This is a genomic window from Pseudomonas sp. LBUM1674 (assembly GCF_059695635.1).
In genome coordinates this window covers 2722970-2736789 of the sequence record NZ_CP166779.1, presented here as the reverse complement: position 1 = coordinate 2736789, position 13820 = coordinate 2722970, and the positions used below count along the sequence as shown (strand labels likewise).

Annotated in this window: 10 protein-coding genes and 1 pseudogene; 6 read left to right on the top strand and 5 right to left on the bottom strand. The window is 60.3% G+C overall.

Annotation, left to right across the window (positions count from 1 at the left end; genetic code table 11):
• Positions 1–1329, bottom strand: coding sequence for a glycosyltransferase family 2 protein (locus ACA067_RS12750; RefSeq protein WP_497462084.1), 1329 nt, complete (start codon positions 1327–1329; stop codon positions 1–3).
• Entirely contained in the window at positions 1326–2723 is a 1398-nt protein-coding gene (locus ACA067_RS12745) for a TackOD1 domain-containing metal-binding protein (protein WP_497462083.1), read from the bottom strand. The genes ACA067_RS12750 and ACA067_RS12745 overlap by 4 nt, the downstream gene beginning before the upstream one ends.
• A gap of 683 nt (positions 2724–3406) precedes the next feature.
• Here ACA067_RS12745 and ACA067_RS12740 point away from each other — a divergent pair.
• A pseudogene (locus ACA067_RS12740) lies at positions 3407–3846 on the top strand (glutathione S-transferase family protein); the annotation flags it as partial.
• A 12-nt stretch (positions 3847–3858) separates the two neighbouring features.
• On the opposite strand, the gene ACA067_RS12735 reads toward ACA067_RS12740, so the two are convergent.
• Positions 3859–4176 (bottom strand): carboxymuconolactone decarboxylase family protein, encoded by a 318-nt coding sequence (locus ACA067_RS12735; protein WP_497462082.1) that lies wholly within the window; start codon positions 4174–4176, stop codon positions 3859–3861.
• A 197-nt stretch (positions 4177–4373) separates the two neighbouring features.
• Here ACA067_RS12735 and ACA067_RS12730 point away from each other — a divergent pair, with 197 nt between their 5' ends.
• The 4 genes from ACA067_RS12730 (at position 4374) to ACA067_RS12715 (ending at position 10059) form a co-directional block, all read left to right on the top strand.
• Positions 4374–5747, top strand: a complete 1374-nt coding sequence (locus ACA067_RS12730) for a glutamine synthetase family protein (RefSeq protein WP_497462081.1) — start codon at positions 4374–4376, stop codon at positions 5745–5747.
• A 21-nt stretch (positions 5748–5768) separates the two neighbouring features.
• Positions 5769–7160 (top strand): aldehyde dehydrogenase family protein, encoded by a 1392-nt coding sequence (locus ACA067_RS12725; RefSeq protein WP_497462080.1) that lies wholly within the window; start codon positions 5769–5771, stop codon positions 7158–7160.
• 17 nt (positions 7161–7177) lie between these two features.
• The gene (locus ACA067_RS12720; RefSeq protein WP_497462079.1) at positions 7178–8338 is read left to right on the top strand and encodes an iron-containing alcohol dehydrogenase; all 1161 of its coding nucleotides are present in this window, start codon (positions 7178–7180) and stop codon (positions 8336–8338) included.
• Between the two features lie 155 nt (positions 8339–8493).
• A complete protein-coding gene (locus tag ACA067_RS12715; RefSeq protein ID WP_497462078.1) occupies positions 8494–10059 on the top strand; it encodes an amino acid permease in 1566 nt (521 codons plus the stop codon).
• A gap of 111 nt (positions 10060–10170) precedes the next feature.
• Here ACA067_RS12715 and ACA067_RS12710 read toward each other — a convergent pair whose 3' ends face one another.
• Positions 10171–10407, bottom strand: coding sequence for a hypothetical protein (locus ACA067_RS12710; protein WP_128869851.1), 237 nt, complete (start codon positions 10405–10407; stop codon positions 10171–10173).
• Positions 10408–10575: 168 nt separating this feature from the next.
• On the opposite strand from ACA067_RS12710, the gene ACA067_RS12705 reads away from it, so the two are divergent.
• Positions 10576–12339, top strand: a complete 1764-nt coding sequence (locus tag ACA067_RS12705; protein WP_497462077.1) for an L-lactate permease — start codon at positions 10576–10578, stop codon at positions 12337–12339.
• A 144-nt stretch (positions 12340–12483) separates the two neighbouring features.
• Here ACA067_RS12705 and ACA067_RS12700 read toward each other — a convergent pair whose 3' ends face one another.
• Positions 12484–13770: an OprD family porin gene (locus ACA067_RS12700; protein ID WP_497462076.1), complete on the bottom strand. Its 1287-nt coding sequence runs from the start codon at positions 13768–13770 to the stop codon at positions 12484–12486.
• Positions 13771–13820: the final 50 nt, after the last annotated feature.

Below are 13820 nucleotides of genomic sequence, written 5' to 3'. Positions count from 1 at the left end.
TCAAAACCTCGTGGCCTGTTTAAGCACCCACCACGGCGCCATCGAGCTTTCTTCATGGCCGCGACGAAACATCTCGTTGAGCATGGCCACTGCACTCCAGCAGCGCAGGAGGAGCATGAACAGCGGAAAGACGGGCACCAGTAATCCCAGGGCCATGTCCTGTCGCGGCCGGTCGGACACCATCAACAGCAGGACGCCGAACAGCAGTGCGGTGATCAGCAGGTACAGCAGATAGATCAGGACAAACAGGAACAACAACGTCCTGCCCGGTAGCATGAACAACGCGAGCAAGGTGTAGCTCAAGATGATGAACGGCAGCACCAACTGAAAAAAGAAGCCGCTGACCAGGATCATCAGGAAGCTCGGCCAGCCCAACAGACTGGGGTTGATGTTGTGATTGTGTTTTCTGACGTAGAGGAAATACAGGTCGCCATCCCAGCGCAGTCGCTGCATCAGGAACTGGCGCAGGGTGGCCGGTGCATCGGTATGACCGATCGCTTCCGGCTCGAAGGCGATCCGCAGGTTGTGGCGCCTGAAGTAGCTTTTGATGCGCAACGTCAGGTCCAGATCCTCGGCGGTGTGGGTGTTCCAGCCACCGATCTTCACCAGGAAACTGCGGCGAAAGGCGCCAAAGGCCCCGGAGACGTTGTTGACCAGGTTCCATTCGGCCAGGCCGATTTTCGACATATGAATCGACAACACATATTCCAGCGCCTGCATCGCCGTCACCCAGGAAGCCCAGGCATTGCGCACCCGCAGGCTGCCGGCGACCGCTGGCACCGAGGGGTCCTCGAAATGGCGCACGATGGCGCTGACCATGTTGTTGTCGAAGGAGGTATCACCGTCGAGCGCCATCACGATTTCACCGCTGGCCAATGACAGGCCGGCGTTCAATGACGACACCCGCCCGCCCCGCTGCCATTTGGCGATCGGGCGCAAATGGCGTCTGGGATACAACTGCGGATCCACATGAAAACGGCGAACGGCGTTGAGCGTCGCCTGGTTCATCGTGGCGCCGTCCACCACCGGAATCATTTCGATGTGGCCGGCGTAGGTTTGCTCACACAGGCTCAACAGCGTGGTTTGAACGTCCAGCCCTTCGCTGTAGCAGGTGATGATGCAAGAGACCCTGGGGTGGTAGGCACTGATCTTCGGCAGGCCGGTGCGCCGACGGGCAAACCAGCGCAACACCCCCAGCAGCACCATGATCGTCAAGGGCAGTTCAAATATCAGGAACAAGGGAAACAGCATATAGAACAAGCGGCTCAAGCCATCCGGCCCCGCGAGTTCGGTGAGCGTGTAAAGGAGCTGCTCCAGTAACGGGCTCACGGCCCATCACCCAGTTCACTGGCCAGACGGGCCAGCAACAGTTCGCCATCTTCCTGGTCGAGCAGATCCTGGGGTGCGGTGAGGGTAATGACGCGCAGGGAAATGTCACTGACTTCCGGCGCGGAAAACAGCTCGGCGACCCGGCCCAGGCGTTGTTTTACGCATTCCAGCCCCTTGGCATCGGTATGCGGGAGCATGATCCAGAAGAACTCTTCGGTGCTGCGCGAACAACGGTCGGTTTCCCGCACGGACTCCTTCAAGCGGTCAGCCAGGCTATCGATGAAGGCATGGCCGCGGTGTTCGCCAAGGTGGGACAACGTCCCGGCCAGGTTGACGAAGCGCAGGCCGATCAGGGAGAAAGCCGGCGGTGGGTAGCGCCGCGCGAGCAGGATCTGCCAGCTCAACAGATCATAGAAGTCCTTGCCGCCGAGCAGATTGAGTCGACCGAAGTGCCGGACCGAGCGTTCGCTGAATTCCTGACGGCAACGGAAGCGGCCAGCCTCGGCCAGGCGGAAATTCCTGACTTCGCGTACTCGCAACTGGTCAGGAGTGTGTGACAAGCCACAGTCCAGGCAGCGCGCCTGCACATCGGCATCGACGAAAAACGCATGGCACGAGCGACAGCGATAGTTTTCCATGGGCCGATCGTAGTCACTGCCGATATGGCGCAAGCGGTGCAGGCAGTTGGGACAGAGCAACACCCCGTCCTTGAGAAAGGATTCCTGCGCGCCGACATGCCCGCAGGTGAAACAGTGCAAGGATGGCTGGCGCGCGATGTCCAGGGACTGGCATTCGGTACACACATCGATGAAGTTGAGCCGGCCCGAACCACAGTCCGGGCACAGGCGAACACGATCGACCAGAACCCCTTCCTCCAGCCAATCCTGCTGCACCATCAATGCGAGCCAGACGAATGAATTGACCTGCTCGCTGTCAGCCAGGGCATCCAGCAATGGATAGCGATAGTGTTGAGGCACTTCCGGGTCCCGCAGGGCATACACCTGGACGTTGTCGCGCAACCACAGCCAGGCGAGCACCCGACTTTCAAAACGTTCGGGTGTCGGCCCCTGCCTGAGCGACCTGAAACGCTCCTGCCACAGGTCCCAGAGTGCTTTTATTTCGCTGGCCTCCACAGGGCAGGCGCCATCACCCAGGGCTTCGCACCAGCCGTCCTGATCGCGGCAACAGTAAATCAGGCGGTAGCGATACGGGGGCAGCGAACGTAACTTGCGCAGCACTCGCCCCGCATAGGCCCCGGGCATGTCCAGCAGCAATACATCAAACACGGCCACCGCCAGCAGGCTGCCGAGATCGGTAAAGTGTTCCAGCTGTGCAAGGTTCAAGTCTGAAACCCTGTTACCGAGTATCGCAATCCGCGGATGTGGCGTCGGCATGACGCTCGCCTCTATAGATAGATAAGCGCATGGTTTGACAGGAAGATAAGCAACACTAGCATTACGTGGGGAAAATGCATCTGTTATTACGAAGTTACTCGCTTGAATTCGACGAACGCGAAAAATCCAAGGTTGCGACGAAAAATCAAATCCGGGAAACCAGACCCTATAAAACAAAAATTATTCGTTTTATTTCATGTCCTTAGCTAAGGAAAATCAGATTGATCAACCACTATTCCGCCCTATTTATTGATGACCATGATCGATAGCACTAAGCCATATGACGTCGACATCACTGCAAAAGAGAAAGCTTTAACTCAAAAACGTCCCGCCATACCTCGCCTTAATTAATAAGTTCAAAAAATTATTATAGCGAAATGACGTACCGTTATGACCCGCAACACTAAGAACCCACCACAGCGTTACATAAACTTAACAACAAATGATCATTTATACAGGATATCAACTTGATTACTTTACGCTCCCTGCTGCGTACACACTTCACGAACACAACTGCGTAACCACCTTCAATCTCTCGCGCAATCTGCGGCTCATTTTCGAGGCCAGCGCCTTGGGCGCGCGGCGTCACCGCCCGTAACCTTGAGCAAGGGCTATCCAGTGCTTCGCTATGCTTGTTGAAGTTCAGGATAGCGAAGCCGGCTCTGCCGAGGAGTTGAACGAGTCAACACCCGCTGCTTCCAGGCGACTGGGAGACTGCGTTGGAGGTGCGGCTGTGGGACCGTTTTTTCGACAATTACGTCCAGCACCCGATGCAACAGATCGTCAGCGATCGACTACTCGGCGCCAACGGTGATCTGACCAGAGAACGCTCCCTGCTGACGACGGCGTACGGCATGCTCGAGCGCCAGCTGGCGTCCCGGACCTGGGTCGCCAGCCCGGATTTCAGCCTGGCCGATTGCGCCGCGGCCCCGCACTGTTCTATGCCAGCACGCTACAGCCGTTTCCCGAGAACTGTAGCCACCTGCACGCCTATTTCGACCGGCTGACTCAACGACCCTCATCCCAGCGGGTCATCGACGAAGCCCGGCCGTACTTTGCGCTTTATCCATTTGCCGAGGCGATCCCGGAGCGGTTTCGCCAGGGGCCGGATCAAGCAAGGTAAATGGTTGCCCGTTCATTGCTCGAGCACATCCTCCACCCAGCTGATGGCCGCGACGACGGTGGGATAACCGATCGTGCTCGTCAGCGCGATCAATGCGTGACGGATCTGCTCTGGCGTAGCGCCCGCTTCCAGTGCCCGCCTGGCATGACTGTGCACAGCCCCCTCGGAGCGAATGGCTGCGGCGGCACCGAGCTGGATCAGCTGGACCACTTGGTCGTCCAGTGGGCCGGCATGCCGCACCGCCTTACCCAGGGCTTGCACGGCGGCCAGGTAATCCGGGTACTGCTTTTTCAGTTGTCGGTACGGATTGTGCTCTCTTTTCTTACCCATCTCTGTCTCCTCGCGAGCCTGTGCCCGGCCCGATTTGGCCGGCGTCGATTGGCGAAACTTGCGCATTCCAACAGTAAGCTAAGCTAAGAACAGCTCATTGCCCACGATGCTCGCGTCTGCAGGTTTTGGTTTTTTCTGGAGAGCGTCTGCAACAGCTATTTCAGAAAGGTCCAACCCCTTCACGCAGGACTGACGTGATGACCGAGCCCCTCCTTAGCTTCGATCAACTCAAGCGTGCCGCTGCTGCCGGCGAAATCGATACCGTGCTGGTGTGCATGGTCGATATGCAGGGGCGACTGGTCGGCAAGCGCTTCCAGGTCGAGTTTTTCATCGACAGCGGCCATGAAGAAACCCACTGCTGCAATTACCTGCTGGCCGATGACATCGACATGGAGCCGGTGCCGGGTTATGCCGCCGCCAGCTGGAGCAAAGGCTACGGCGACTTCGTGCTCAAGCCGGACATGGCGACGTTGCGCCGGGTGCCCTGGCTCGAGTGCACGGCGCTGGTGCTCTGCGACGTGCTCGATCATCACCATCGGCAGGATTTGCCGCACAGTCCGCGGGCAATCCTGAAAAAGCAGATCGAGCGCCTGCGCAAGCGCGGTTATACCGGCATGTTCGCCTCGGAACTGGAGTTCTATCTGTTCGACGAGAGCTACGAGGCCATCCACAACCGCAACTACCACAAGCCCAAGACTGCCGGTCACTACATCGAAGATTACAACATCCTGCAGACCACCCGCGAGGAACCGGTGCTGCGGGCGATTCGCAAACATCTGCAGGCATCGGGCATTCCCGTGGAAAACTCCAAGGGTGAATGGGGGCCGGGCCAGGAAGAGATCAACATTCGTTACGCCGATGCCCTGACCATGGCCGACCACCACGTCATCATCAAGCACGCCTGCAAAGAGATCGCGCAACTGCAAGGCAAGGCGATCACCTTCATGGCCAAATGGCGCTACGACGCCGCTGGCTCCAGCAGCCACATTCACAATTCGCTGTGGGACAAGAATGGCAAAAAGTCGCTGTTCTTCGACGCCAAGGCAGAATTCGGCATGTCCAAGCTGATGCGCGCCTGGGTCGCCGGGCAGCTCAAGTACGCCAACGACATCACCTGTTTTCTTGCGCCCTACATCAACTCCTACAAGCGTTTCCAGGCTGGCACCTTCGCCCCGACCCGTGCGGTCTGGAGCCGGGACAATCGCACCGCGGGCTTTCGCTTGTGCGCCGAGGACAGCAAGGCCATCCGTATCGAATGTCGCATCGGCGGCGCCGACCTCAACCCTTACCTGGCGTTCGCCGCCCTGATTGCCGCGGGCCTGGCCGGTATCGACGAGAAACTTGAGCTCGCGCCACCTTTTGAAGGCGATGCCTACGTCGACGAGCACTTGCCGGAAGTGTCCAAGACCCTGCGCGAGGCCTGTGCCGCGCTCCAGACATCGAGCATGTTGCGTGAGGCATTCGGTGATGACGTGATCGACCACTACGTGCACACCGCCGAATGGGAGCAGAAGGAGTACGACCGGCGGATTACCGACTGGGAACTGCAGCGCGGTTTCGAGCGCTATTGAGCAGCCTTTATCGAGAAAATCATGACCTCAATGATTCAGCTCATCTCGCCGGTCGATGGCCGGGTCTATGCCGAACGCCCCTGCGCCGATGCAGCGCAGATCGACCAGGCTTTGGCGGCTGCCCAAGCGGCCCAGGGGTTATGGAAACGCCGGCCACTGAGCGAACGCGCCGCCTGTTGCAGCGCCGCGGTGGACGCCATGTTGGCCATGCAGGCTGACATCGTGCCGGAACTGGCCTGGCAGATGGGCCGACCGGTGCGCTTTGGCGCGGGCGAACTGCGCGGGTTCCAAGAGCGTGCCCGGCATATGATCGCCATTGCGCCTGAAGCGTTGGCCAAGCTGGAACCCACGCCTGTGGCCGGTTTTCGTCGGCAGATCAAACGCGAACCGCTGGGTACGGTGCTGGTCATCGCACCCTGGAATTACCCCTACCTGACCGCTGTGAATACGATCATTCCGGCGTTGATGGCCGGCAACAGCGTGATCCTCAAACACGCGTCGCAAACCCTGCTGGTCGGCGAACGCTTCGCCGAAGCGTTCAGTCGCGCCAATCTGCCCGCCGGCCTGTTTCACAACCTGCTGCTCGATCATCAACAAACGGCCACGATCATCGCCTCGGGACGCGTGCAGCAGGTAAACTTCACCGGTTCGGTCGACGGTGGAAAGTCGATACAAAGCGCCGCCACCGGCCGCTTCCTCGGTGTGGGCCTGGAGCTCGGCGGCAAAGACCCGGCCTATGTCCGGGCCGACGCCAACCTTGAGCACGCGGTGGAAAACCTGGTGGACGGCAGCTTCTTCAACTCCGGTCAGAGCTGCTGCGCGATCGAACGCATCTATGTCGATGAAAAAATCTATCCGGCCTTTGTCGAGCGTTTCGTCGCCTTGACTCGCCAATACGTGCTGGGCAATCCACTGGACGAAGCCACCACGCTTGGCCCGCTGGTGTCGCCGAGCGCCGCTGATTTCGTGCGTGGGCAGATCGCCGAAGCCCTGACACAGGGCGCCCGGGCGCTGATCGATCCACGGGCCTTTCCCGCCGATGCACCGGGCAGTGCCTACCTCGCACCGCAGGTACTGGTCGATGTCAGCCACCGGATGTCGGTGATGCGCGAAGAAAGCTTCGGGCCGGTGGTCGGCATCATGTCGGTGGCCAGCGACATCGAAGCCATCGCTTTGATGAACGACAGCCAGTTCGGGCTCAGCGCTTCCATCTGGACCCAAGACCTCGCCGCCGCCGAACACCTGGGCGACGAGATCGCCACCGGCACCGTGTTCATGAACCGCTGCGATTACCTCGACCCGGCCCTGGCCTGGACCGGGGTCAAGAACAGCGGGCGCGGGGTCACGCTGTCGCGCCTGGGCTATGAACATCTGACACGCGCGAAATCCTTCCATTTGCGCCATGAGACTTGAACCATGAGAGGCGAGCCATGAGCCTGACCGCGAACTGGAACTACCCCACCAGCATCCGCTTCGGTGCCGGCCGCATTGCCGAACTGGCCGAGACCTGCCGCAGCCAGGGTATCGAGCGACCGCTGCTGGTCACCGACAGTGGCCTGGCGCGCGCCCCGATCACCACCGCCGCACTGGACGCCCTGCGTGCCGCCGGTCTTGGCGTGGCATTGTTTTGCGACCTCAAGCCCAATCCGGTCGAGGCCAACCTGGCGGGCGGGCTCGATGCCTGGCGCGCCGGCAAGCACGATGGCGTGGTCGCCTTCGGCGGTGGCAGCGGCCTGGACATGGGCAAGCTCATCGCCTTCATGAGCGGTCAGACGCGACCGGTCTGGGATTTCGAAGACATCGGCGACTACTGGACCCGGGCCGACGAAAGCCGCATCGCCCCGGTGATCGCGGTGCCGACCACGGCGGGGACAGGCTCGGAAGTGGGCCGCGCAGCGGTGATCATCGACGAGCGCACCCACACCAAACGCATCATCTTTCACCCGAAAATGATGCCGCGGGTGGTCATCAGCGACCCGGCCCTGAGCGTCGGTATGCCGGCCAAGGTCACCGCCGGTACCGGCATGGATGCGTTTTCGCACTGCCTGGAGGCCTATTGCGCTCCCGGTTTTCACCCCATGGCCGAGGGTATCGCCGTGGAAGGCATGCGCCTGGTGGCCAACGCCCTGGTGCGGGCCGTGCACATGCCCTCCGACCTCGAGGCGCGCGGGCAGATGCTCGCGGCAGCGGCGATGGGCGCCACTGCCTTCCAGAAAGGCCTGGGCGGGATGCACGCCCTCGCCCATCCGGTGGGCGCGCTGTACGACACCCATCACGGCATGACCAACGCCACCTTGATGCCCTATGTCCTGAAGTTCAATCGCCCGGCCATCGAAGAGCGCATCACGCGCCTGGCGGCCTGGCTGCGCCTGCCCTCCCCGGGCTTCGACAGCTTCCTGGCCTTCGTCCTCAAACTGCGCAAGGACATCGGCGTACCGCATACGCTGTTCGAGCTGGGCGTGGATGATCGTCAGGCCGACCTGATCGCGGACATGGCGGTTGTCGACCCTTCTGCCGGTGGTAACCCGTTGCCGTTGACCCGGGCCGGCGCGGCAGACATTTTCGACGCGGCTTATCACGGCCGTCTGTAGAGCAGTTGACTGTCCCGGGCCGGGGCTTGAACACGCGGCATGGGCAGGTAGTAGCGGTTGCACTCAGGAGCAGTACGACAAGGGGTTGAAAGCCAGCCCATCCGGCAAAGTAAAACCCGGATGGATGCGTATCAAAACCTGAAGGGGCACACGAAATGAACCCAGCAAGCCAGCCCGGCACCAGCGCGCCGCAAGACGATGACGTCAAGGTGCTGCACAGCATGGGCTATGCCCAGCAGCTCTCACGACGAATGGGCGTTTTCTCCAACTTTGCCATTTCCTTTTCGATCATCTGCATCCTCTCGGGTGGCATCAACTCACTGGCCCAGGGCACCTCGGGCGCAGGCGGCGCGTCAATCGGCATCGGCTGGCCGATCGGCTGCCTGATTTCCGGAGTCTTCGCCATGGCCATGGCGCAGATTTCCTCGGCTTATCCCACCGCTGGCGGGCTGTATCACTGGGGTTCGATTCTCGGTAACCGCTTCACCGGCTGGCTGACGGCCTGGTTCAACCTGCTGGGGCTGGTGACGGTGCTCGGTGCGATCAACGTCGGTACTTATTACTTCTTTTTCGGGGCTTTCGGACCGGCCCTGGGCATGGAAGATACGACGACTACCCGGATTATTTTCCTGGCGATCCTGACCGGCATCCAGGCCCTGTGTAACCACTTTGGCATTGGCCTGACCGCAAAGCTCACCGACTTCTCGGGCTATCTGATCTTCGCGACCGCGATCGCATTGACCATCGTTTGCCTGATCGCGGCCCCCAGCTATGAATTCGTCCGGCTGGTGACCTTTGGCAATTATTCCGGCGAGGCTGGCGGCAGCGTCTGGCCACAGGTCTCCAATGGCTGGATTTTCATGCTCGGCCTGCTCTTGCCGATCTACACCATCACCGGCTATGACGCCTCCGCACATACCTCCGAGGAGACCCGAAATGCGGCGATGTCGGTGCCGGTCGGCATGGTCATGTCGGTGGTCTGGTCGCTGCTGTTTGGCTGGCTCATGCTCAGCTCGTTCGTCTTGATGCTGCCAAGCATGGACGAAGCGGCGACGAAGGGCTGGAATGTGTTCTTCTGGGCGATGGACACTCAGGTCAACCCGACCGTCAAGACCGCGCTGTACCTGGCGATTTTCATCTCGCAGTTTCTCTGCGGACTGGCGACCGTGACCTCGGTATCACGGATGATTTTCGCCTTCTCCCGGGACGGTGGTCTGCCGTTTTCGAAAGCTCTGGCCAAGGTCTCGCCAACCCATCGCAGTCCCGTGGCAGCGATCTGGACAGGGGCTACGCTTGCCGTGCTGTTCGTCTGGGGCTCGTCGGTGATCTCTATCGGTGCAACGCCGGTCTATACCATCGTGGTGTCCTGCACGGTGATCTTCCTGTTCTTCTCCTTCGTCATTCCCATCACCCTCGGCCTGTTCACCTTCGGCACTTCGAAGTGGCCGACCATGGGGCCGTGGAACATGGGGCGCTTCTGGTACTCATTCTTCGCCATCCTCTCGATCCTTTCGATGGTGATCATTTTCATCATCGGCATCCAGCCACCGAACGACTGGGCGCTGTACATCACCATCGGGTTCCTGGTCCTGACGGCCATCATCTGGTTCGGTTTTGAAGCGCGACGCTTCCAGGGTCCGCCGGTGGGCGATGTGATCGTCAAGCGCCAGGCGGAAATCGCCGCGGAGGAGGCGGCATTGAATAAACAGGCAGGGGGCTGATGCCTCAACCCCTGTAGGAGCCGGCTTGCCGGCGAAGGCGGCCTCGAGTCGTGCAGCGCCCATGAAGACGCCTTCGCCGGCAAGCCGGCTCCTACAGGGGGGCCCCGCACGTTACAGGGTTCTTTGGCTATTACCGATGCCCTTGGCGATATCGATGCCCCAGTCCATCGCGGCTTCCATATCCAGCATGTGCGGTTTTGGGTCATGATTTTCATCGATGACCGTACCGTCAGGTCGGTACACACCGATAAACATCCCAAGGGATCCGTCCTTCAGAATCTCGGTTCTAACCTCGATCTTGCATCCGTTGGAAAGCGTTTCCTTGTGCTGTATATGGCGTTCAGTCATTGCTGCATTCTCCCGTTGACGTGCGAGTAGCGCATTCACCTATTGGCCATGTTAGCTCAGTGCGGCGCGTTCGCAGCACGGCCAGGACAGCGGCGCAATGCCACCTATACTACAAGCCACCGCCCCCTCGGGGTCTGCATTCCCAACAATAAAAAGCAGAGGTGGAACATGGTCTGGCAGCAAATCTACGATCCGTTCGGCAACCCGGTGTTTTCAACCATCATGGCCGCAGTGCCGGTCGTGGTGATGCTGGCAGCCCTGGCGTTTTTCCATGTCAAGGCGCACCTGGCGGCACTGATGGCGCTGGGTTCGGCCTTGATCATTGCGATCTTCGCCTTCGACATGCCGGCGGACATGGCCGGTTCCGCCGCGCTGTACGGCGCCGCCAACGGTTTGCTGCCGATCGGCTGGATCGTGCTCAACATCATTTTTCTGCACCGGCTGACAACCGAGAACGGCTCGTTCAAGGTGCTGCAAGACTCGCTGGCACGCATCACCGACGATCGACGGCTGCAGTTGCTGCTGATTGCCTTCTGCTTCGGCGCATTCTTCGAAGGGGCCGCCGGTTTCGGCACGCCGGTAGCGGTGACCGGGGCCATCCTGATCGGGCTGGGGTTCTCGCCCCTGGCGGCGTCCGGCCTGGCGTTGATCGCCAACACCGCGCCGGTGGCGTTCGGCGCCCTGGGCACACCGATCATCACCCTGGCCAAGGTCACCGGGCTGGATGAAATGGAGCTGTCGATGATGGTCGGCCGGCAGTTGCCGTTTTTCTCGGTGATCGTGCCGTTCTGGCTGATCTGGGCCTTTGCCGGCTGGCGCAAGATGCTGGAAATCTGGCCAGCGATCCTGGTGGCCGGTGTCAGTTTCGCGGTGCCGCAGTTCCTGGTGTCCAACTATCACGGGCCGATGCTGGTGGACGTGATCGCCGCGCTGATTTCCATGGCCTGCCTGACCGGCTTCATCAAGGTCTGGAAACCGGCCACCATCCATACCTCCGCGGCGCTGTCAGGACGGGTGGACAATTCCAAGATTGACGATGAGCACGACGTCGAACCCACGGCGACCGCTACCTTCAACAGCGAAAACCGCTCGGCCGTGATGCGTGCCTGGATGCCGTGGATCGTGCTGACGGTGTTCGTTTTCGCCTGGGGCACCCAGAGTTTCAAAAACATGTTCGATACCCGTGCGGCGATCGATCCGGTCACTAACTCGGCCAAACTCGACCCGCAAGGCAAGCCGATGCGCGAGGCCAACCCGATTTTCGCCCCGACGCTGACTTTCACCACCATTCACCAGCAGATCGAGAAGGTGCCACCGGTGGTGCCAACACCGAAAACCGAAGAAGCGATCTACAAGTTCAACTGGTTCACCGCCACCGGCAGCGGCATCCTGCTGTCGGCGATCCTCGGCGGGTTGCTGATGGGGTATTCCATCCCGCAATTGATTCACCATTACCTTCGAACGATCTGGCTGGTGCGTTACTCGCTGATCACCATCGTCGCGATGCTTGCCCTCGGTTTCCTCACGCGCTACTCGGGTCTGGACGCCACCATGGGCCTGGCCTTTGCCGCGACGGGCATCTTCTACCCGATGTTCGGCACCCTGCTCGGCTGGCTCGGCGTGGCCCTGACCGGTTCGGATACGGCCTCCAACGTGCTGTTCGGCGGCTTGCAACGGGTGACTGCCGAGCAGTTGGGGCTCAGCCCGGTGTTGATGGCTGCCGCCAACAGTTCCGGTGGGGTCATGGGCAAGATGGTCGATGCGCAGTCGATCGTGGTCGCTTCGACCGCTACTCGTTGGTACGGGCATGAAGGGGAAATCCTGCGTTACGTGTTCTTCCATTCCATCATCCTGGCCATCCTGGTCGGTGGCCTGGTGACGTTGCAGGCTTATGTGGAGCCGTTCAGCAGTATGGTCGTGGGCGGGAAGTGATCGATGCAAGCCTGCGAGCCATGCCCGGGTTAAAAGCCCGGGTATGGCGGGTTGGGGTTGAGGTCAACTCGCAAAATGGCGGCGGACGCGGTCAATGTAAGGGGAATGCGTTCACGTGGAGCCTGGCCGACCGGTCGATGTCGTCTAAAAGGTGATGGTATATCCCACAATGACCCGATTTTCATCCGCCGCATCGGCGAAGTTCGAGCGCATTGTCGCGTTACGCCAGCGCAGCGATAAATTCTTCAAGGCCCCGGACTGGATGACGTAGTTCAGGTCCGTCGTCCGCTCCCACTCCTCTCCCTCACCACCCGAGGCTCGCAAGGCTCCAGCCTTGACGCTGCTGATAGTCGTCGGGTCGACCTGGTCACCCTTCACATAACGCAGGTTGAAGGTCAGCCCGGGTATTCCCAGAGCGGCGAAATCGTAGTCATAGCGCATCATCCAGGCCCGTTCATTGGCCAGGGCGAAGGTACTGACCTGCTGCTCGCTGAACAGGTAAGTATCTGTCCCGCCGACGTAGGCGTAAGCCGTGTCGCCACGAACTTTCTGGTAGCCGCCGCTGAAGGTATGGCCCTTGATCGAATAACCGAAATTGGTGCTCAAGGTCCGGTTATCGACGTTGCCCAGCATCTCGCGCCCGGTTTCACGGGCGGAAAAATAGCGCCACTCCGTGAACACATCGCCCGGCCCCATCCCGATCTTGTACTTGAACCCCGCGAAATCGCGCCGAAACAGATCTTCCAGCTGGCTGGTGTGCAAGCTCAGCGTCAGGTTCTTGAGGGGTTGGTAGTCAGCACCGGCGTAGTACAAACGATCGCTGGTGACGCTGGCCGAATAAGCACCCTGCTGCGCCATCGCTGTCAGGTCTTCGAAATCGGTGGAGTCACGTAACTTGGTCGAATCCACTTCCAGCGCGGTGAAGGTGAAGTTGTCCAGGTCCTTGCTCACCAACTGGGCACCGTTGAACCACTGCGGGAACAGCCGACTGTTGTTGGAAGCCAGCAACGGCAGCTGCGGGCTAAGACCACCCACGCGGACCTCGGTCTGCGCAAGCCTGGCCTTGAACGTGCCGACCGCTTTTGAATAATCGTCGACCGCACGTTTGTCCGTCCCCCTTGGCAACAAGCCGCTGCCGGAGCGATCCGGGCTGGAGTCGAGCTTGATCCCCAGCATACCCACCGCGTCCAGGCCAAAGCCCAGCGGCCCCGGCGTAAACCCCCATTGCAACTTCAGCATGAAGCCCTGAGCCCACTCGCCGCGCCGGGATTGGGTGGCCGAGTCACCGTGAAAATCACGATCAAAGTAGAAGTTACGCAGCTCCAGACTGCCTTTTCCATCGTCGACAAAACCTGCCTGGACCGCCGATTGAAAGGCGCAGCAAAGCGTCGCGAGCATCAGCGATGCCCGCTGGGTGGTGAATGAGATCATGTTTGTGCCTGTTTTATTGTTGTTATCAGGAGCGAGGATCGATTCGACGA